This window comes from Dethiosulfovibrio peptidovorans (assembly GCA_002748665.1).
In the GTDB taxonomy this organism is placed as follows: Bacteria; Synergistota; Synergistia; order Synergistales; family Dethiosulfovibrionaceae; genus Dethiosulfovibrio; species Dethiosulfovibrio peptidovorans_A.
On record PDTB01000038.1, the window covers coordinates 1 to 21,353 of the forward strand.

The window sequence follows — 21,353 nt, forward strand, 5'->3', positions numbered from 1 at the left end:
GTGTTGAATGTTTGTGGAATGTTCTGCAGGACAGACTGCCTGGAAAGCTAAGGCTCCCTGATGTTTCTGATATTGAGGATAGCAACAAGGTCCTGTCCAAGTTTCTCACTCAAGGGAACAGGAAGTTTATGGTTGTGCCTTCAGAACAAGAGAGCGCCTACGTGGAGCCTGAGGGAAGGATCGACATGGATTTCCTGTTTGCACGCAGGGAGATGCGCAGGATGGACCGGGGCGGGAACATTTCCCGCAGGGGACGAACATATGCCCCCAGAGCACCTCAAAGCTTCACTATGGCCCATGCTGCTGTAATGGAGAGTAAAATGTGACGGTGAAGCGTGTAGGGTGTGAAATGCGAACTCAAGGCGATTCGGGATTCTGGGTCGGGAGAGAGAGGCTATGTGAAAGTGAGGTATTACCTCCCAGGCACCGCTCACGCCGCTCCCGGGAAAACCTCGGAATCGGAGCTCCAGACGATCCGCCTCTTGACTGACTAAATTTGACCTTGTACAATTCATCAATAAAGGTCAGAAAAAAGAGGAGTGATTCCATGAACATGCAGAATATAACGCTCAAGTCTCAGGAGGCTTTTTCGGCCGCCCGGGATCTTTCCATCCGTCACGGTCATCAGGACGTGGACGTGGAACACCTGCTTCTGGCTCTTCTGAAGCAGGAAGACGGTCTGATCCCGGCGATACTCTCCCGAATGGAGGTACCGATCGACCCCGTGATCACGTCGACCCAAAAGGCCCTGGAGAAGAGGCCGCGGATTAGCGGATCTGGATATGATCCGGAAAAAATCTACCTCTCTCAACGGCTCGCCCAGCTGCTGGTGAGCGCCGAGGAGCGGGCAAAAAAGCTGAGGGACGAATACGTGTCGGTCGAGCATCTCTTCGGTGCCATGATCGACAGCGCCCCCGATCCGGTGGCGGAGTTGCTGGCCTCCTGCTCGGTGAATCGGGAGCAATTCCTCAAGGCTCTCACCGCTCTGAGAGGGCATCAGCGGGTTCAAAGCGCCTCGCCGGAGACCACCTACGAGGCTTTGAAAAAATACGGAGTCGACCTGGTTGATCAAGCGCGGCAGGGCAGGCTCGATCCCGTCATCGGCAGGGACCAGGAAATCCTTCGGGTCATCCGTATCCTCTCCCGAAAGACGAAGAACAACCCGGTCCTCATCGGTGAACCAGGCGTGGGCAAGACCGCCATCGTGGAGGGGCTGGCTCAGAGGATCCTGAACGGCGACGTGCCGGACAGCATCAAGGGGCACGGTGTCTTTGCCCTGGATATGGGCTCCCTGGTCGCTGGAGCCAAGTATCGGGGGGAGTTTGAGGAGCGGCTCAAGGCCGTGCTCAACGAGGTGAAGGAGAGCGACGGGCGTATCCTGCTGTTCATCGATGAGCTTCACACCATCGTAGGGGCCGGAAAAACAGAGGGATCCATGGACGCCGGCAACATGCTCAAGCCCATGCTGGCCCGGGGTGAGCTCCACTGCATCGGAGCCACCACCCTCGACGAATACCGGCGCTACATCGAGAAGGACGCCGCCCTGGAACGTCGATTCCAGCCCGTCACGGTGGCCCCGCCGTCGGTGGAGGACGCTGTCTCCATCCTGCGGGGACTTCGGGAACGATTCCAGGTCCATCACGGGGTTCGGATCACCGACAGCGCTGTGGTGGCAGCCGTGACCCTGTCGGATCGGTACATCTCGGACCGGTTTCTTCCCGACAAGGCCATCGACCTCATCGACGAGGCCTGCGCCATGCTCCGAACAGAGATCGACTCCATGCCGTCCGAGCTCGACGCGGCCTCAAGACGCCTCATGCGCCTCGAGATCGAGGAGGCTGCCCTGAAAAAAGAGACGGATCAGGCCAGCGCCGAACGGCTCTCGTCCCTCCAGAAAGAGCTTCAGGACCTTCGGGACGAGGTCGGCATCCTTCGTTCCCGATACGAGGCCGAGAAGGAACGGATTCGGTCGGTCCGGTCGATTCGGGAGAAGATAGAGCAGGCAGGCAGGGAGATAGAGGAAGCCGAACGGCAGTACGACCTCAACAGAGCCGCCGAGCTGAAACACGGCCGATTGCCGGAGCTTCAGGCCGAGCTTGAAACTCAGGAGAAACTCCTTGAATCCACGGGAGGCCCCAGACTGCTTCGAGAGGAGGTCACCGAGGAAGAGGTCTCGGAGATCATCAGCAAATGGACGGGGATACCGGTCTCCCGTCTTGTAGAGGGAGAGAGGGAAAAGCTGCTTCGCCTGGACAAAATTCTGCATCGCCGGGTCGTCGGACAGGACGAAGCCGTACGATTGGTGGTCGACGCCGTCATGCGAGCCAGGGCAGGTATCAAGGATCCAAGACGTCCCATCGGCTCGTTCATCTTCCTGGGTCCCACAGGCGTGGGCAAGACCGAGCTGGCGAAGACCCTGGCTCAGTCCCTCTTTGACTCGGAGGACAACATGGTTCGCATCGACATGAGCGAGTACATGGAACAACATTCCGTCGCCCGTCTCATCGGTGCACCTCCGGGATACGTGGGATACGACGACGGCGGCCAGCTCACGGAGGCCGTCCGACGCAAACCCTACAGTGTGGTGCTCTTTGACGAGATCGAGAAGGCCCATCGGGACGTGTTCAACACCCTGCTTCAAATTCTCGACGACGGCCGGATCACCGACAGCCACGGACGAACCGTGGATTTCAAGAACACCGTGATCATCATGACGAGTAACATAGGCTCGACCAAGCTCCTTGAGGGCATGGACCACGGGGACATTCCCGACGCCGTAAAAAACGCCGTCATGACCGAGCTTCGCGCGCACTTCCGTCCCGAGTTTCTCAACAGAGTGGACGACATCGTGATTTTCTCGCCCCTCTCGCGAGAGCAGGTCGTCGAAATCGTGGATCTGCTTCTCGAAGACCTGCGGCAGAGGCTCAAAGGCCAGGGGGTGAGCCTCACGATCACTGACGAAGCCATAGAAAAGATCGCCCACGATGGATATGATCCAGTCTACGGCGCCAGACCTCTGAAACGGTACATCAGCCACGTCCTGGAGAGCGCCATGGCCCGGGCCATCATCGCCGAATCCAGGGAGACCATGGCCGTCACAGTCTCGGTGAACGACGGAGAGCTCTCCTTCAGCATCGACAGTCATTGAGGCCCTCCCCAGCGCAAAAAAAACGGCGGCGCATTGAAGCGCCGCCGTTCCGCGTTTTTTCCGTCTATTTCTTGGGGAACATCCCAGCGAATTCATCAGCTCCCTCTTTTACCTCCTGCACGACCTGTTCGATCTTGAGATCCTCAGGGACGAAGGTCGGATACCAGGAAGACATCGGATCCAGAAGAGGCTCAAACCCCTCCTTGCCAAAACGGGCATGCCAGTGCAGCATGGTGTTCTTGGCTGGATTGTCCTGGTGAACCAGGGAGACGATGAGATAGCGATAGGGCGATGCAGCCACAACATCTGTGGCCTCAAAGCGATACCAGCTGAATCCATCATACGGCATGGGCGAAAAGAGATGAGACTCATAGGCATATTTCATCTCAGAGTCATCATCCATGACGAGGGTGAGATCGCCGTTCTTCCCAACCTTCAAGGAAACTATTCCCCTGGCGTCGAACATCGTCTTAAATAAGTCCTTGACCTCCGAAGCGTTGTAGCCTTCGACCTTGGCGGCTATGGCTGCATAGGCCTCGTCCATGAGCGGATCGTCCAGGAACGTGTCATAGCTTTTCCAGGTTCCCTCCCTCTTCTTGCTCAGAGGCGGCAGCATCTTGAAAAATCCCGCCATTTCCTCCGCGGCGTCCGTCGTATCCTGAGCGACGACACCAACGGTGGTCTCTGCAGCCACCAGAGTGGGCCACCACATGACGTTTGGATGGTTGACGAGAGCGTCAAAATCCATTCCCATTCCCGTTCGGAAATGCCAGTGTTTCATACTATCGGGGGTGTCCGAATGAACCTCGGTACAGACCACATGCCGATAGGGACTTTCAGCATCAGTGGCCTCAAAAGCCTTCCAGAAATGTCCGTCAAACCCCGGCATCGGGATATCTTTGACATATCGATACTCACACGTTGCTGACTCGCCCTTGGCATTTGTAAACGTGATGGAATCACCAGCAACAGTTACTGAGGCAATAGAACTATAAAGCATCGCCTTCATGGCCTCGTGCACGTCGTCTGCGTTCACGGCACCACCCATTTTTTCAGCTACAGCTTCGTACGCCGGCTGCATCTCCGGCGATTCCAGACAGAAGGACTGGCTCTTCCACTCACCCTGCCACCCACTCAGGACATTGCTCTGTTCATGAGTATCGCTACCGCCACAGCCTCCCAGCGAAAGAGCCGCCACAGCGACCAACAAAAACGCCAATATTGTGTTTTTTCTCACGACCTCACTTCTCCCTTCAAAAGTGTTAGCAAATACTAATTGCAAAGCTAAAATACAACCTTTCCTTTTTCTTGTCAAGAGACGGCAGAGGAGGTTCAGTCGTCGCTGAACCTCCTCTACCGTCTCGCTTGTTATATGTGAAGAGTCCCCCGATAAGCCGGGTTTTGTCGCGGGCGGTCATTTCTCTAGGACGCCCCTCACGGAGCGCCTCAAGCGATCGTACCCGGAGGTCGACGGGCCGCCTCATCCCTCCCTATTCGGTCTTGCTCCGGACGGGGTTTACCTGGCACGACAGTCACCTGTCGTCCGGTGGGCTCTTACCCCACCTTTTCACCCTTACCTTCCTCGAAAGGAAGGCGGTATATCTCTGTGGCACTAGCCTGTGGCTCACGCCAACTGGGCGTTACCCAGCGTCCTGCCCTATGGAGCCCGGACTTTCCTCTCCTGGTCGAAACCAGCAGCGACCGCCTGGGAAACTCCTCGTCCAAGAAGTATAACACAGGCTCCCACGTGATGATCGTCTATGGTATGATAAGCCATCATTTCGAGCCTACAAGGAGGGCTTCTATTGGCCGAGCAAGAGTACAACTCGCCGGAGTACACCCGATTCAAGCAACAGGTTCAGAAACTCACCGGACTTGATCTCAATTCCTACAAGGATCAGATCCATCGACGAGCTCACATGCTCATGACGCGATGGAGGCTGAAGACCTATGACGAGTATTACAAGACCATCAGCACCCAGGACGACAAGCTCCGGGATTTTCTCGACTATCTCACCATAAACGTCTCAGAGTTCCTGCGGAACCCCTCCCGGTGGGACGATCTTAAAAACTTCGTAATACCCGAGCTCATCAAGTCCCGGGGCAACAAACAACTTCAACTCTGGAGCGCCGGCTCGGCCACTGGGGAGGAGCCCTATTCCCTGGCCATGCTTTCCATCGAATGCGGCCTGTCCTGTCCACCCCCAGTAGCGGCCCGAGATATCGACGCCGGAGCCATAGCCATCGCCAAGGAAGGCAAGTACCACAAGCGTCAGCTGGTTAATGTTCCGCCAGAATGGCTCAATAAATACTTCAACAAGCTGGACGAAAAAACCTACCAGGTGAACGACACCCTCAAAAAACGGGTTGCCTTTTCGAGGCTCAATCTGATCGAGGACAGGTTTGATACGAACAACGACCTGATTCTCTGTCGAAACGTCGTCATCTACTTTCGCCCTGAGACGAAGGCTTTGCTCTACCAAAAGTTTTTTAACGCTCTCAAACCCGGCGGTTTTCTTCTGGTAGGATCCACCGAACAAATCTTTGAGTATAAGAACTACGGCTTCGAGTCGGTAAAGCCTTTTTTGTACCGACGCCCCGCATAAAGATCAGCTCACAAGTAAATACAGAGATACGAATCAGGCCCTCCGAAAAATGTCTCGGGGGGCCTGATTCGTATCTCAAAAACTAGTGAGACCGGACGATCTCCTTGATCTTCATAATTCGGCTCAAGGTGGACCGTTCCTGTTCCTCAAGCTTCATGGTGATGTACTTGATGGTCTCCACCGTTGCAGGAATAAGCACGTGTTCCAGGGCGTTCACCCGCCGCCGGGTCTTCTCGATCTCGATGGACATGAGGGCGATGGCCTTTTCCTCAGCTGCCAGCTGGATGAGCTTGGGCATAATGGCCGAGAAACGCTCCAGGGCCACATCCAGGCTTCCCAAGGTGGTAGCAAAGCCGTAGTTCAACGGCTTCCCCTCCTGGTTGATCCCATATTCCGGGACCATAACGCTCATCACGTTGCGATGATCTACCGAGACCTGACACCGGGCACCAGGAACCATGAGAGCCTGCTCCAGCATGGCGGGCAGGGTCTGAGCCCGAGCCAGAAGAAAACTTTCGTAACACCGACGAAGCTCTTTTTCCACAGCTTCCCGCTGTTCCTTGACCGCCCGGGCTTTCTCCAGGAACGCCTTGATAAGGGCGTCCTGTTTGTCCTTCAGAAGCTTGTGACCCCGTTTCGCCACCACCAGGTTTTTTTTGAGCCTGGAAAGCTCCATCCGGTTCGGATTGACGTTCAGCCGAGCCATGACGTCACCTCGCTACGCCGAAACGGGTTCTTCGGCGGCGCCTTCCTGATCTTTCCTGAGAGGCAACAGATATTTTTCGATGTACTCGTCATGAACCCGCTTAAGTTCCTTCACCGGGACGACGGTCAAAAGCTCCCAGCCAAGGCGTAATGTGTCCTCTATCGTACGGTTCTGATACTCGCCCTGACGAACGTATTCGTCCTCAAACCGATCAGCGAAGGCCGCAAACGCCTTATCGTCCTCGGTCAGGGCGCCCTCACCCAGGATGACCGCCAACTCCTTGGCCTCCTTGCCTCGGGCATAGGCCGCAAAGAGCTGGTTCATCAGGTCGGCGTGATCCTCCCTGGTCTTGCCCTCCCCGATACCCTTATCCTTCAATCGGGACAGGGAGGGCATGACGTCGACCGGAGGATAGATCCCCTTTCGGTGCAGGCTCGGGCTCAGGATGATCTGACCTTCGGTGATGTAGCCCGTGAGGTCGGGAATCGGGTGGGTCTTGTCGTTTTCAGGCATGGTGAGGATGGGCACCTGAGTGATGGAGCCGCTGCGTCCCTTGATCTTTCCCGCCCGTTCGTACATGGTGGCGAGGTCGGTGTAGAGGTAGCCGGGATATCCCCGACGACCAGGAACCTCTTTCCGGGCCGCCGAGATCTCCCGAAGGGCCTCACAGTAGTTGGTGAGGTCCGTAAGGATAACCAGAACGTGCATATTCTTCTCGAAGGCCAGATATTCTGCTGCGGTCAGGGCCAGGCGGGGAGTGGTGATTCGCTCAATTGCCGGATCATCCGCCAGGTTGACGAACATGACGGTCCGCTCCAGAGCACCGGTCTTTCGAAAGTCCTCCATAAAGAAGGACGCCTCTTCAAAGGTGATACCCATAGCGGCAAAAACGACGGCAAATGCCTCGTGACCGCTGATGACGTTGGCCTGACGGGCCAGCTGGGCAGCCATACGGTTGTGGGGTAAGCCGGCCCCGGAGAAAATGGGGAGTTTTTGCCCACGAACCATGGGGTTCATGCCGTCGATGGTGGAGATCCCCGTCTGGATAAACTCCTCCGGGTAGTCCCGGGAAAAGGGATTCATGGGAAGACCGTTGACGTCTATGGTCGCATCAGAGATGATAGGTGCCCCACCATCGATGGGCTCGCCCCGTCCGTTGAAGACACGACCGAGCATGTCGAGACTCACCGGAAGGGTAAGCACCTTACCGACAAAACGAACCTTGGTACTCTCGATATCGATGCCGTCGGTTCCCTCAAAGACCTGAACCAACGCCCGATTAGAGTCGATCTCCAAGACCCGGCCTCGGCGACGCTCGCCGGTGCTCATCTCGATCTCCACCAGCTCGTCGTATCTCACGTCCTGAACTTTCTCGACCACGAGAAGCGGGCCCTGAAGGCTGGTGATAGTCTGATATTCTCTAGGCAACATCCGATTCGCCTCCCGTCGGAATCAGTTTGGCGATCTCCTGCTTCATGACGTTTTCCAGCTCATCAATCTGCTGAAGCGAGTCCTCGCCCACGAGCCCCATACGGGCGACTTTCTCCCGAACAGGCAGGTTGAACAGCTTGTTCATGGGGGCACCGTTCTTCAGGGCATCCATGCCATGATGGTGGAAGGCGATGATGGTCGAGAGCATTTTGAACTGCTTCTCCATGGACGCAAAGGTGTCGATCTCGTGGAAAGCGTTCTGGTGCAGGAAGTCCTCTCGAAGAGACTTGGCGGTCTCAAGAATCATCCGCTCATTCCGGGAAAGGGCATCGATGCCAACCAGGCGGACGACTTCCCGAAGCTTGTCTTCCTCCTCAAGCAGTCCCATGGCCTCGACCCTCGTGTGGGTCCACTCGTCGTCGAACTGGCTGTCCCAATATTCGTCTAATTTGTTGGTATACAGGGAATAGCTCTGAAGCCAGTTGATCGCCGGGAAGTGACGCTGATAGGCCAGCTGGGCATCCAGTCCCCAGAAAACCTTGGTCACCCGAAGGGTATTCTGGGTCACAGGCTCGGAGAGATCGCCACCCGGAGGGGAGACTGCCCCGATAACGGATACAGAACCCTCCGCCTGCTCCTTACCAAAACAGATCGCCCGACCAGCTCGCTCGTAGAACGTGGCGAGACGGGTCCCCAGATAGGCGGGGTAGCCCTCCTCACCGGGCATTTCCTCAAGCCGTCCCGACATTTCCCGAAGAGCCTCAGCCCACCGGCTGGTGGAGTCGGCCATCAGAGCTACCGAGTAGCCCATGTCCCGATAGTACTCGGCCATGGTGATCCCCGTGTAAATGCTGGCCTCTCGAGCCGCAACAGGCATATTGGACGTGTTGGCGATAAGCACCGTGCGTTTCATCAATGGCTCGCCGGAACGGGGATCCTCCAGATGGGGGAACTCCAACAACACGTCTGTCATTTCGTTACCACGCTCACCGCAGCCGATGTAGACCACGATTTGAGCCTCTGCCCACTTGGCCAGCTGATGCTGAATAACCGTCTTGCCCGATCCGAAGGGGCCAGGCACACAGGCGGTACCGCCCTTGGCGATGGGGAAGAAGGTGTCCACGACCCGCTGCCCTGTGGTGAGAGGCGTGATTGGGGGAAGGCGTTTGGCAACGGGACGCGGTTTCCGCACAGGCCATTTCTGGAGCATACGGACCTCGTGGAATGTTCCCTGATCGTCCTTGATCACCGCCACAACGTCGTCCACGGTGAAGCTCCCCTTGGAGATTTTCTCGACGGTTCCAAAGACTCCATGAGGAACCATGATACGATGCTCCACCAAAACGGTCTCCTGGACAACTCCCAAGACGTCGCCTACACCGACCTTGTCGCCCTTTTTCACCTTAGGCTCAAAATCCCACTTCCTGGTGTGATCCAAGGCGGGGACATCGATACCCTTGGCGATATAGGGACTCCTGGCGACATCCTCGATACCCTTCAAGGGACGCTGAACGCCGTCGTAGAACTGTTCAATAAGTCCGGGCCCAAGCTCGACGCTCAAGGGCTCGCCGGTGCTGACGACGGGTTCGCCGGGTTTAAGCCCCGACGTCTCCTCATAAGCCTGGATTGAGGCGTACTCGTCCTTGAGCTCGATAATCTCGCCCACAAGGCCGATATCCCCGATCCGAACCACGTCGTACATGCTGGCACCGATCATGCCCTTTGCGACGACCAGGGGGCCGGATATTCTCTCGATGCTTCCTTGTATGACCTTATCCGTGGCCACTATGAATCGCCTCCAGATCTCTATTTCTCAGCAAAAATATCCATGCCCACCGCTCGTTCCACGTTGCTTCGGATCGCCGAGAGCCCCACGTTCAGGGAGCCCCGGATGCCGGGGATGGGAATCATGCTGGCAAGGTATTCCTGGTTTAGCTCCGCAATAAGAGCCTGATGCTCGATGAAGAGAGCCTCCTCCACAAAGACGACGGCGTATCTCTCCTGGGCAAGACGCTCCAGGAGGGAGCGTACCGAACCCGGGTTATCGTCTACTGGAAAGGGCCTGACGCCCACAGCCTGAAAGGGAAGCACCGTGTCGTACTGTCCCACAGCAGCCATGGGGCGGGATTTTTTATCCGACATGACGCATCAGCCTCCTCACCATGTCCCGATCAGCATCGTTGGCGATGGACACCAGGACAACCCGAAGGTTTTTGGCCTCCATCTCCTTCAGCCACAGGAACCGAAGGACGTTTTCGGGCTCGAAAGCTCCATACTTTGCCTGATCGACAGTCTCGGTAATAAAGTCGTCCAAAACAGCGTCAAAAAGCACCAGGAGCGACTCGCCATCGGCGTCTGCTACCTTGGCAAACACCGAACTGGCGTCAGCAAAGGAGAGAATCCGCCCCCAGCTCTCCAGGGGCTCGGACAAGACGGCGGTCAGGCGTTCCACCGAGATGCTCCCCCCTGGATGGAGGAAACCGGACACCGCCGAAGGCTCCATATCCATGCGTTGGAGCCTGGTAAGGGTACGAATGTTCTCCCCGTCGATCCGCCGCCGAAGCCATCGATCGATCAAGGGCATGCCCAAGGGACGGATCAAATCGGCCATGGCCCGGAAAAGACAGCTGTCCAAGGCGCACTCCACTGCCAAAAGATCGTGGTTTTGCTCCCACTGGGACAGGGCCTCGGGAATCGACCGATGGAGCCCAAACGGAAGGAGACGATAGTCCTCGCTCTCCACCGCCATGACCAATGAATCACAGTCGATGTTGCCCAGCTTGGTCAACAGATCAAAACGACGCTCGCCTCCCTGTCGGGAGATGATGATGCTCTTCAGCAAAACCTTGACGTTGTGAAAATCGTAGGGCAGGCGACAGACCTGTACCAAGGCTCTGTCGGGGACGAACCGATCAACCTCGTCGTACACGTGACGAAGTTCCGTCTCGATGGCCGAGTCGAAGTCGTCGTTGGACTTCATCTCCATCAACCAGGGAGCGTAGACCGTCTCCCCAAGTATCTTGATGGCTGCGTCCAACCCATCACACTCGATCATCCTCTGAAAAAGGGCTCCATCCAGCAACCGGTTCTCCATCGCCCTCAGACGCGCGACCGAATATCCGTATCGTTCCGTCGGGGCCATGCACTCACCGCCCAACTACTTGTCGAACAGCCGTTTTACAACGTCTGCCTCAAGATCGTCCCGCAGCCAGCGGACAAGCATGTCAAAGGAGGCGTTTTCGCTCACCTTTCCTCGACTCACGATACACCCGCCCGATATCGCTACGGGAGACTTTGCCATGGTCAGTTTGCTCTTGTGCTTTTCGTTGTAGCCTTTGAGCCAGCTCTCGTTCAGGTGTTTTTCGCCAGCACGAACCAAGAGGACTTCATCTCCAGACTGAACGGCCCGATCCAGAAGCCCTTCGACAAAGGTCCGATACTTGGCGGCGGTAAGCTTGTTGAGCTTCTCCAGGGCGCCCCTGTAGACCTCGTCGATCAGTTGCTGCTTCGCCCCGAGCTCCAGCTTTTTGACGTCCAGGTTGGCCACGATCTCCCGCCGACGGAGGATCTCGGGCTTCTCGGACTCAAAACGCTTCTCGTAAGAGGCCTTCATCGCCTGAATGTCCTTTTGAGCTGCTGCCGTGATCTCTTCAGCCTGTTTTCTGGCCGTACTCAGAATATTTTCAGCTTCAGCGTTGGCATCGGCCTCTATTTTTTTCTTGATGTCGGACAAAGACATGCCGATCACTCCACTCTCTACAAACCGAGCCTAGGAGATCCCGTTAAGCAGAAGGATGCTGACGAGCAGGGCGAGAACGGCGTAGGTCTCCACCATAGCGGGAAGGATAACCGCTTTTCCGGTCTCCTCCGGGCGCTTGGCGATCATCTGGATACAGGACGCAGAGGTCTTCCCCTGAGCAATTCCCGAGAAATAGCCAGCAATAGCGATGGGAAGACAGGCGAAGAGCACTCCCAAGCCGTTGACCCAGGTCACAGCCATCGTCGGCTCTCCACCGATGAGGCCAGCCTTCAACATGGCAAAGAAGGCGATCAGCAAACCGTAAATTCCCTGGGTACCCGGAAGGGCCTGGAGAAGCAGAACGAGACCGAACTTACCAGGATCCTCCGTCATAACACCGGCACCGGATTCACCGGCAATGCCGACCCCGATAGCGGATCCCGCACCGGCAAAACCGGCGGCCAGAGCAGCACCAAAAATTGTGAGCATAACACCGAGATGTTCCATAGAACAGGACACTCCTCTCCTTGGTATCGTACCGAAGGGGGTCGAAAAGATGACCACCGCCGGAATAAAACTTGCTGAAAAACTCCACATATTGGAGACGAAGCGAGTGAACGAAGGCCCCCAGGACGTTGACCGCCACGCTGAACAGATGCCCACCGAGGAAGATAATCACGGCGATAAGCCAGCCAACATAGGGGATCCCTGCCGACAGCCCCGCCAGCATGTTGATAATCATCGCGATGGCGGATGTCGCGAGCCCCAAGGCCAAAAGACGGCTGTAGCTCAGGACGTCGCCCAGATAGGATGTGACGTTGTACAGACTGAGGATCCCAGAGATAGCCTTTTGGACGATTCCGGGCTTGTCTCGTCCCTGAGTCACGACCAGCGTCACAGCGCCAACGACGGTCACCAGACATGCAAATCCCGCCATGGACGAAACCTTGGACGCCACCCCAAACAGGAGCAGCCCCGTGAGGAAGACCATCCAGCCAAGCTGGTCGGCAAACGCTCCCATGTAGTCCCCTTTTCTGAGACAGTCCTTCATGGCCACGGCCATACCGAAGAAGATCTGAATCACCCCGAAGACCAAAGAGATGGCCAAAAAGGCCATGGGGTCGTTCATCGGGACCAACAGGATGGGAACGTCTTTGACGGGTTTCAGAAAGCGCAGGAAAGGTACCACGTCAATCATATCGCCCAACCAACTTCCGGTCAGGGCGCCCACTAACGTTGCAGCGATACCTGAGAGAACAAAGAGGCTAAAAAACTGTTTTGTTCCGGCAGGCATTCTCTTGTATTTTTTCAGGAACATGAGGAAGAAACCCACCATGATAAGCCCGTACCCACCATCTCCCAGACACATCCCGAAGAAGACGAAGAAGAACGGGGCCAGAAGCGGCGTCGGATCAATGCCACCATACTTTGGTGCACCGTACAGCTTGGTCAGAGTCTCGAAAGGCAGTGACCATTCTTTATTGTCAAGGCAGGAGGGAGGATTCTCGTCTTCCTCGGGGTCGCTGAAGCAAAGCTCGGTCATCTCCCCCAGAGGCGTCAAAGCGTCCACCAGAGACTCCTGAGCATCCTCGGGCACCCAGGCCCGAATCAGGACGAGCTCGTCAGTTTTTTCACCGCTCTCCATGGCCCTGGCCCTATCGGCCAGGATCGACCAATAATCACTGAGCCTACGAACCGTGGGCACAAGTTTGGCAGCCTCCTCGGCCATAGCCTCATCCAGTTTTTGGGCCTGAGCAAAAAGAGCGACTTTTCGCGCCTCCAGCCGCTGGATTTCCTCAGGGGCAGAGAGAGCTAAGTCCTTAGCGACCTCCACCTTTGCGAACCCAACGGTTCCCGCTAACTCCAAGACCTTCGTCTCGTGCTCTCGAAGCCCAACGATAGCCGTCCACGTCTCCTTGGCCTTCGCTCCAACCGGAGCCACGTAGACCTCCACGTGATCGCCGAAAGAATCCCGAAGAGCCTGACGCCACCGGTCGATCATATCCACCGGCAAGGTACCCAACACCCCAAAGACCTGCTCGGTCCCGGACGCCAAAAGCCCCATAGGATACGGCATACCCTCAAGATCACTCAACAGCGACGTGTACCCGTCGATCTGGGCGATCTCCGAGCGAACCTCCACGACCGTTCGTTCCAACTCTCGAAGATCGCCGGCTCGGGCCTTGACGTCAAAGCTCCCGGCCAGTCGTTTCAGGTTCTCAAGACACAGCTCGGGCCGTTCGCCGAAGGAACGGTCGATGGCACTGACCGTATCGATGTACAGAGGCTCCAAAATTCGGAGCAGATACCTGGCCTCGCTGAGTTTTTCGTCGAGGTCAACCAGCGACGACGACGCCCCCTGAGGCTCGTCATCTCCTTCGGGTGTAATCACCTCGCAACAGCCTAATTTCTGAACCATAGCGAGGGCAGTTTCGGCGACGGAGTTATGCGCATACAGATCGAGTTTCTTTACGCTAGCCACGCCCATATCGAGCCATCACCTCTTCCGCTACCCAAGAGGATACCTTGTCGATCCCCTTCCGATGGGAGTCCACGAATTTTTTTGCGTCTTTCTCCCCTTGAGCCACCGTGGCCTCAGCGTTCTTCTCCGCCTCGGCTTCCACCTCGGCCAATCGGGATTTGAACATCTTATACGCTTCCTGCTTTGATTCCTTACGAGCCTTCTCAGCCTCGTCCTTCGCCTGAGAGACGATCTTCGCCGCCTCGGATCGGGCGTCAACCACACGCTTTTTCGCCTGCGCCTCCACCTTTTTTATCTCCTCGGTGAGACTGGTCGCCATCCTTGCTCACCCCCCTTCCACAGAACAAAAACCATCAAAAAGCCTACGTTAAAGAAACAACGAGGCTCAAATATGTTCTAATTTTAGTGACAGGGGGGAACAGTGTCAATCGAAACAAAGGAATTGAGCCACCCCACATCGATAAAATCCTCACCCCAGGAGAACATCTTTCCTCAAAACAGAAGGGCACACCCACCATATCAACGTTCACATCACGAGCTCTTCAATACATTTGGCCGGGCACTTGGCGGCACATGCACCGCAGCCGATGCACTTTTCTCCGTCGATGACGGCCAAGGAACCTTCCATCGAGATGGCTCCCACGGGACAAATCTTAGCGCAGAGTCCACAACCGATACAGCCAGCATGACACACTTTTTTGACGGTCGCCCCCTTCCAGGGGGAGTTACACGCGACCTGAACGATCGAGCCCACTGGGACCATGATAAGAACTGACTTCGGGCAACTGGCGACACAGGCTCCGCAACCAACGCATTTCGTCTCGTCGATGGAGGCCAGACCATCGACGATCTCGATAGCTCCGAAAGAACAGGCCTGAACGCATGAGCCGAAACCGATGCAGCCGAAGGGACATGCGTTAGGAGAGCCACCGGGCAGGATCGCCGCCGAGCGACAGTCTCGAATACCGTTGTAGAGAACCTCTTTGGGGGCCTCTTTGACAGTTCCCTTACACCTCACAAAGGCCCTCATAGGCACGGAGCTCTCGGCCTGAACCCCCATAATCTCGGCGATACGGGCTGCTAACTCGGCCCCTCCGACAGGACACAGGTTCGTTTTTGCTCCATCGTCCACAATACCTCGAGCATAACCGTCACATCCAGGATACCCACACCCGGCGCAGTTGGCTCCGGGGAGGATGTCCCTGATCATCTGAACCCTTTCGTCCTGGCGCACGAAAAACACGACGGATGAGATTGCCAGAAGCACCCCAAAAACGAGCCCGAGACCTCCCATCATGGTCGCCGGCAACAACACTGCCTGCACAAAATTCATGACCTGATCCCCCCCAAGACATCAGAGCATGCCGTTAAAGCCCATAAAGGCTATGGACATCAGCCCGGCAGTCACAAGGGCCAGAGGCAACCCCTGGAGACACTTGGGGATGTTATCGTTATGCTCCAGACGTTCCCGTATTCCCGCCATCAGGATTATGGCCAGGAAAAACCCCAAAGCGGACCCTAAAGCGTTAACCATGGAGCGAACAAGAGAGTACCTTTCGTTCATGTTGATGACCGCAATACCCAGCACGGCGCAGTTGGTCGTAATCAGGGGAAGAAATATCCCCAAAGACCGGTAGAGCCCGGGATTGAGCTTTTTGAGAGCCAACTCCACAAACTGGACCAGAGCGGCAATCACGAGGATAAACGACAAGGTATAGAGATATTCAAGGTGCAGAGGAACAAGAACATGGTGATAGAGTAGCCAGGTCATGAGAGACGAAAGAAGTATAACAAAGATGACAGCCGCTCCCATGCCCTTGGCGGTCCCCAGCCTCGTGGACACTCCCATAAACGGACAACATCCCAAAAAACGCGACAGAAGGATGTTATTGACAAAAATGGAGCTCACGAAAAGAAGCATCAGGTCCATCACTCTACCCCTTTCGAACCTTCATCGTCATCAGGACAATCCCCTCTGGAGCAGAGCTTCCCCAACGCACAGGCGGAACAGCCTGAGGGCACCTTCGGAACGGGACGACCACGACGGCCGGCCCACCATCCCTGGAAAGCCCTGAAGCATCCCATACATACCCCCAAGACGATAAAACCACCAGGTGCCAAAATCATCAGCAAACCTGGCTGAAACCCCGGAGGGGTGACGACGATGTCGAAGACCGAGCCATTTCCCAAAAACTCTCGAACGGCTCCCAGAAAGGTCAAGGCGAGGGAAAAGCCCAACCCCATCCCCAAACCATCAAGGACGGAGGCTCCTACGGAGTTCTTAAAAGCGAAGGCGTCGGCTCGGGCCAAAATGAGACAGTTAACGACGATGAGAGGGATGAAGATACCAAGAGACTTGTTCAGGCCAGGGGCAAATCCTGCCATGAGAAATTGCACGACCGTGACGAACCCAGCAATAACGACGATGAAAATCGGGATCCTGATCTCATCAGGGATAACTCGTCGGATTGCCGATATGACCGCATTCGAAGCCATGAGGACGAACGTGGCAGCTATACCCATACCAAGCCCATTCGCTGCGCTGGTCGAGACGGCCAGAGTAGGACAGAGTCCGATACACTGGACGAACACCGGATTATCGTTCAAAAGACCGTTTTTCACGATCTGAAGCGCCTCTTTCATTTTTGTCCCTCCCCGTAGCTCTTCTCCCAGAAAGCGACAGCCGCGTTGACTCCGGAGACGACCGCAGAGGATGTTATGGTGGCCCCCGAAATAGCCTGAATCTCCTCAGGCAGGGCTGGAGAGTTTTTCACCACTTGCAGAGGAAACATCTCCTTTTCATCAAATTGCTTCCAGAAAGACGGTCGAGCCGCTTTAGCTCCCAATCCCGGAGTTTCAGACTGCCTCATAATCCGAATGGCCTGAACCCCTCCCTTTGGGGTAAGCCCGACGAGCAGCTCTATCGGTCCAGCGTATCCCCTAGGAACCACGACAACGCACAAACCGATGGACTCGCCGCCGTGAAATGCTTCATGAACTTCAGTAATGACAGAATCAGACTCCAGTTCGATGTCAACTGGTACGAAAGAACTGGCCTTTGGCATAACCGCCGACAAGGCCTCGGACTTCTCCTTCTCCTGAGTCATACGAATGGCATCTGAGGTCAGTCGCTCTACGACTCCCAGGAGCATTCCGGTGATGGCCGTCACCATACACAGAATCAGCCCGAGACGAAGGACCTTAGCGGCGCTCTTAACGTACACACGGGAGAATGCCATCAGCTACGCACCTCCCCAAAAAACTTAGGAATCGTCAGTCTGTCGATCAGGGGAACAAAGAGATTCATCATGAGAATTGAGTAGGAGACCCCTTCGGGGTATCCCCCAAAGATCCGTATCAGGGAGGTCAAAAGGCCACAGCCAACAGCAAAAAGAACCTGCCCCTTGGCCGAGATGGGGGTCGTCGTGTAATCGGTCGCCATAAAAAACGCTCCGAGCATCAATCCACCGGAGAACACCTCGTACACCGCCCCGGCAGGACGGCCAAAGAACAGAGAGCCCCCTGCAACGACGGCCATGTACACCAGAGGGATCCTCCAGGAAATGACGTCTTTATAAATCAGAAAGCCCCCTCCCAGCAGAAGAGCAAATGCCGAGGTCTCTCCGATACAGCCCCCCACGTTTCCCACGAAAACGTCCCAAAGAGATGGCAGCCCTGCCTCACCAGACTTGATCAAAGTCAGAGGGGTGGCAGTGCTGACGCCTTGGACGGTCCATGTTGTCATGGCCACAGGCCAGGAAATGAGCATCATCGCCCGTCCACTCAGAGCGGGGTTGACGATATTCCTTCCAAGCCCACCGAAGAACTGCTTCGCCAGAACGATGGCGAAAACAGACCCACAGGCCGCCATCCAGAGAGGAATAGTGGGAGGAAGATTATATGCCAGCAAAAGCCCTGTCACAGCAGCGGACAAATCGGAGACCGTGACAGCCTGACGCATCAACTTCTGCCATAAAAATTCAGCGCCTACAGCTGAGAGCACACAGACACAGATCACCCAGAGGCTGGATAACCCCAGAAACCAGATCCCGGCAGCCCCTGCTGGAACGAGGGCCAGAAGGACCAAAGCCATAATTTTTTGAGTCGTAAGAGCCCCGTGGATGTGGGGAGAGCTACCTATCACAAATCGAGACGTCATCTCTGCACCGCCCCCAGTTTCTTCTTCCGTTCAGCCATGACTCGAGCCTTGCCTGTTCGACAGGTCTGAGTGAGTTGCCGCAGAGCCGGACAGTGGTAGGTACAGCAACCGCACTCAATGCAGTTCATTCCGCCGTTTTGCTCAAAAGCGGCGTAATCTCCCCGACGAACAGCCTGATCCAAGGTTAAAGGCACGAGCCACATGGGACAGGCATCAACACATCGCCCACACCGGAGACATTCGGACTCCTGAGATACAGGGGCCATCCGGGAGGAGAGCGCCAAAATTCCCGAGGTCCCCTTGACCACAGGAACGTCCAACGATCTCATGGAAATCCCCATCATGGGCCCCCCAGCCAGGACCTTCACCGGCGTCTCGTTAAACCCACCGGCAGCATCTACAAGCTCTCTGACGGAAATCCCCAGAGGAACCCGAAAATTCTTGGGATTGGACACCACATCGCCCGTTACCGATACGATCCGTTCCACCACGGGGATTCCCTGCGTCAGAGCAAGCCAGATATGATACAGAGTCCTGACGTTGAGGATGATACACCCCACATCCGCAGGCAACTTACCCATAGGGACCTCCTGTCCCGTCACGGACCAGATCAACATCTTCTCCGCACCCTGTGGGTATTTGACGCGATGGGGGACGAGGCTCAGTCGCTCATCCTGCAAATCGTTCAGCTCGTTCTGAATCGCCCGGATGCTTCGAGGTTTGTTGTTCTCGATGACGATCGTTCCTCTCGCCTCGGGAAAAAGAGACAGACACAGTCGAAGCCCCTCGACGACGGACCTCGGGTGTTCAAGCATCAGACGGTTGTCGCAGTTCAGAAAGGGTTCACATTCCGAGCCGTTCACGATCACCCATCGAATAACCCGTCCCTTTGGGGGCGATAGTTTGACGTGGGTGGGAAAACATGCCCCCCCCATTCCGACCAGTCCTGCTGCACGGATGAGATCAAGGTATTCCTCACAACGAGGCAAACGCCCGAAAGTATCAAACAAACGGGGGCCCTGCTCGTATAACTGATCATTTTCGACGACGATACAGTCCTCGAAGCTCCCGGGAATGGTCCTTCGAAGGCCGATGTCCTTCACCTTCCCTGAGACGCTTGCTAATATCGGAGCCGACACAAAAGCATCAGAATCGGCCAGTTTCTGCCCGACAAGAACCCGATCACCTTTTGCAACCACGGGTGTACAGGGTGCACCGATATTCTGGGACAGAGGGTACACCAAATCTCCTTTTGGAGATAGGAACTCCACGACCTTATCTGACGTCAGCGATTTTCCGTCAGGCGGATGAACGCCTCCCCTGAACGTCGGCAGTCTCATTTTTGCCTCCCCCTTCGTGTGAAACTGCTACGGAATTGCAAAAATGCTCCTAAAACAAATGCCCCCTCTTTCCATGTAATCGAAAAGGAAGCGGCACAGAGGAAACCCAAGGCGTGGGCCTCACAGAGCATCGTACAACTTTCAAATGTAAGGTATGTGTATGGTCCTTTTTCAAAACAAAAAATACTCCTATACATCAACTCCATCTTCAATTTTAAACATATTTGAAATAAAGAAGCTTTTTATACATAAGACTATACCATAAAAACGCATTGTGGCAAATCCCCCACGTTTCGACTGTCATTGCTCAGTGATACTGTCACTCCATAAATGATCAGAGAAAAAGTCACCCTTCCGGCAGGAGTTTCCTGGATACTATTGGGTACTGAACAATGATATATTAACCAGCAAAGAATTGACAGATCCACTTTTGCATGATACTGTTGCGCATAATGTTACGGGATGAATGTGATTTCCCCGTTGTTCTCGGAGGTCGAGCATATGATGCACGTTTCCGGTATATCCTTTGTCATTTTGAACGCATACTATTACTACGGAACCAGGCCCTTTGCGAGGAGGCTGGAGCCGTAGTTTTTGGTACGGTGTGGAAGGACCTCCAAAGAAACGTCCGCAAGAGGGCTCTTTACCAGGTTTTACGGTGAAGAGCCCTCTTCTTTATTCATAATCCAGAAGGGAGTTTTTGAGATGAACAGACAGGTAAAGTTTTTTGGCGGCGAGACTTTCCCCTTGGAGATGCACAAGGTGCGCATCGTCCAGAAGCTGACGTTGGTTCCGGTCGAGGAGCGGCTTTCGGCGATCCGTGAGGCGGGGAACAACACGTTTCTTCTGAAAAACGACAAGGTCTTCCTGGACATGTTGACGGACAGCGGCGTCAACGCGATGAGCGACCGGCAGTTGGCGGCGATGATGAGGGCAGACGACAGCTACGCCGGCTCCATGAGCTTCGAGCGCCTGAAAGCGGTGACCGAGGAGATGTTCGGCAAATCATTCCTGCTGCCCGTCCATCAGGGCCGTGCGGCGGAGAACATCCTGGCAAGCGCCCTTGTCGAGAAGGGAAACATCGTCCCGATGAACTACCACTTCACGACGACGCGCGCCCACATCGAGCACAACGGAGGAAGCGTGGTGGAGCTGTTCCTTCCGGAAGCCCTGAACCTGGATAGTGCTGAACCCTTCAAGGGTAACATGGATACGGAGAAGCTCGACGCACTGCTGAAAAGCGAGACTGACAACGTCCCGTTCGTTCGGATGGAGGCCGGAACGAATCTGATCGGCGGGCAGCCCTGGTCGCTGGCAAATCTGGGAGAGACGGCGGAGATCTGCCGTCGGCATAAGGTTCCACTGGTCCTGGATGCCTCGCTTCTGGCCGACAACCTGTACTTCATCAAGACGCGCGAGGCAACACAGGGCAGAGCTTCGATCCGCGAGATCATGCGACGTATCTCCGATCTCTGCGATGTCGTGTACTTCTCTGCCAGAAAGCTGGGCTGCGCGCGAGGCGGAGCGATCCTGACCGGAGATCAGACTCTGTTTGAGCGTATGCAGCCGCTGATTCCTCTCTTCGAGGGATTCCTGACCTATGGCGGCATGTCTGTGCGGGAGATCGAGGCACTCTCCGTGGGGCTCGAGGAGACGATGGACTTCGACATGATCCGCCATGGGCCTGAGTTCATCGCTTTCATGGCCGATTCGCTCCACGAACGAGGCATCCCCGTGGTGCG

19 protein-coding genes, 1 other RNA gene and 1 pseudogene are annotated in these 21,353 nt (G+C 55.7%); 4 read left to right on the forward strand and 17 right to left on the reverse strand.

Going from position 1 to position 21,353, the window contains the following annotated elements; translation table 11 throughout:
• Both CSA35_09685 and clpB read left to right on the forward strand, forming a co-directional pair.
• Positions 1–326 (forward strand): hypothetical protein (locus CSA35_09685; GenBank protein PIE53729.1); only part of this gene is annotated, 326 nt, incomplete at its 5' end.
• Between the two features lie 221 nt (positions 327–547).
• Positions 548–3,148 (forward strand): ATP-dependent chaperone ClpB, encoded by a 2,601-nt coding sequence (gene clpB, locus CSA35_09690; GenBank protein ID PIE53730.1) that lies wholly within the window; start codon positions 548–550, stop codon positions 3,146–3,148.
• Positions 3,149–3,803: 655 nt separating this feature from the next.
• On the opposite strand, the pseudogene CSA35_09695 reads toward clpB, so the two are convergent.
• Positions 3,804–4,520, reverse strand: a pseudogene (locus CSA35_09695) (hypothetical protein).
• A 2-nt stretch (positions 4,521–4,522) separates the two neighbouring features.
• Positions 4,523–4,865: RNase P RNA component class A (rnpB, locus tag CSA35_09700), an RNA gene on the reverse strand.
• A 61-nt stretch (positions 4,866–4,926) separates the two neighbouring features.
• Here rnpB and CSA35_09705 point away from each other — a divergent pair.
• The gene (locus CSA35_09705) at positions 4,927–5,754 is read left to right on the forward strand and encodes a chemotaxis protein CheR (GenBank protein ID PIE53731.1); all 828 of its coding nucleotides are present in this window, start codon (positions 4,927–4,929) and stop codon (positions 5,752–5,754) included.
• Positions 5,755–5,836: 82 nt separating this feature from the next.
• On the opposite strand, the gene CSA35_09710 is transcribed toward CSA35_09705, so the two are convergent.
• The 15 genes from CSA35_09710 to CSA35_09780 all read right to left on the reverse strand — a co-directional run bounded on the left by CSA35_09710 (position 5,837) and on the right by CSA35_09780 (position 19,611).
• Positions 5,837–6,460, reverse strand: coding sequence for a V-type ATP synthase subunit D (locus tag CSA35_09710; protein ID PIE53732.1), 624 nt, complete (start codon positions 6,458–6,460; stop codon positions 5,837–5,839).
• 12 nt (positions 6,461–6,472) lie between these two features.
• On the reverse strand, positions 6,473–7,891 hold the full coding sequence (locus CSA35_09715) for a V-type ATP synthase subunit B (GenBank protein PIE53733.1): 1,419 nt from the start codon (positions 7,889–7,891) through the stop codon (positions 6,473–6,475).
• Positions 7,881–9,677 carry a V-type ATP synthase subunit A gene (locus CSA35_09720; protein ID PIE53734.1) on the reverse strand — a complete coding sequence of 599 codons (1,797 nt, stop codon included), beginning with the start codon at positions 9,675–9,677 and terminating at the stop codon, positions 7,881–7,883. Before CSA35_09720 ends, CSA35_09715 begins: the two co-directional genes overlap by 11 nt.
• Before the next feature lie 20 nt (positions 9,678–9,697).
• A complete protein-coding gene (locus tag CSA35_09725; protein PIE53735.1) occupies positions 9,698–10,033 on the reverse strand; it encodes a V-type ATP synthase subunit F in 336 nt (111 codons plus the stop codon).
• Positions 10,023–11,033, reverse strand: coding sequence for a V-type ATP synthase subunit C (locus CSA35_09730; GenBank protein PIE53736.1), 1,011 nt, complete (start codon positions 11,031–11,033; stop codon positions 10,023–10,025). Before CSA35_09730 ends, CSA35_09725 begins: the two co-directional genes overlap by 11 nt.
• A 15-nt stretch (positions 11,034–11,048) precedes the next feature.
• Positions 11,049–11,630: a hypothetical protein gene (locus CSA35_09735; protein ID PIE53737.1), complete on the reverse strand. Its 582-nt coding sequence runs from the start codon at positions 11,628–11,630 to the stop codon at positions 11,049–11,051.
• A 30-nt stretch (positions 11,631–11,660) separates the two neighbouring features.
• Positions 11,661–12,137 (reverse strand): permease, encoded by a 477-nt coding sequence (locus CSA35_09740; protein PIE53738.1) that lies wholly within the window; start codon positions 12,135–12,137, stop codon positions 11,661–11,663.
• A complete protein-coding gene (locus CSA35_09745) occupies positions 12,040–14,118 on the reverse strand; it encodes an ATPase (protein ID PIE53739.1) in 2,079 nt (692 codons plus the stop codon). Before CSA35_09745 ends, CSA35_09740 begins: the two co-directional genes overlap by 98 nt.
• Positions 14,105–14,431, reverse strand: a complete 327-nt coding sequence (locus CSA35_09750; GenBank protein PIE53740.1) for a cell envelope biogenesis protein TolA — start codon at positions 14,429–14,431, stop codon at positions 14,105–14,107. The genes CSA35_09745 and CSA35_09750 overlap by 14 nt, the downstream gene beginning before the upstream one ends.
• A 207-nt stretch (positions 14,432–14,638) precedes the next feature.
• The gene (locus CSA35_09755; protein PIE53741.1) at positions 14,639–15,445 is read right to left on the reverse strand and encodes a ferredoxin; all 807 of its coding nucleotides are present in this window, start codon (positions 15,443–15,445) and stop codon (positions 14,639–14,641) included.
• A gap of 21 nt (positions 15,446–15,466) precedes the next feature.
• Positions 15,467–16,042, reverse strand: coding sequence for an electron transport complex subunit RsxA (locus CSA35_09760; GenBank protein PIE53742.1), 576 nt, complete (start codon positions 16,040–16,042; stop codon positions 15,467–15,469).
• Entirely contained in the window at positions 16,042–16,755 is a 714-nt protein-coding gene (locus tag CSA35_09765) for an electron transport complex subunit RsxE (protein ID PIE53743.1), read from the reverse strand. The genes CSA35_09760 and CSA35_09765 overlap by 1 nt, the downstream gene beginning before the upstream one ends.
• Positions 16,752–17,351 carry an electron transporter RnfG gene (locus CSA35_09770; protein ID PIE53744.1) on the reverse strand — a complete coding sequence of 200 codons (600 nt, stop codon included), beginning with the start codon at positions 17,349–17,351 and terminating at the stop codon, positions 16,752–16,754. Before CSA35_09770 ends, CSA35_09765 begins: the two co-directional genes overlap by 4 nt.
• A complete protein-coding gene (locus CSA35_09775) occupies positions 17,351–18,271 on the reverse strand; it encodes a Na+-transporting NADH:ubiquinone oxidoreductase subunit D (protein ID PIE53745.1) in 921 nt (306 codons plus the stop codon). Before CSA35_09775 ends, CSA35_09770 begins: the two co-directional genes overlap by 1 nt.
• Positions 18,268–19,611 carry an electron transport complex subunit RsxC gene (locus CSA35_09780; GenBank protein ID PIE53746.1) on the reverse strand — a complete coding sequence of 448 codons (1,344 nt, stop codon included), beginning with the start codon at positions 19,609–19,611 and terminating at the stop codon, positions 18,268–18,270. The genes CSA35_09775 and CSA35_09780 overlap by 4 nt, the downstream gene beginning before the upstream one ends.
• Before the next feature lie 705 nt (positions 19,612–20,316).
• Here CSA35_09780 and CSA35_09785 point away from each other — a divergent pair.
• A partial coding sequence (locus tag CSA35_09785) for a tryptophanase (protein ID PIE53747.1) occupies positions 20,317–21,353 on the forward strand: 1,037 nt, incomplete at its 3' end.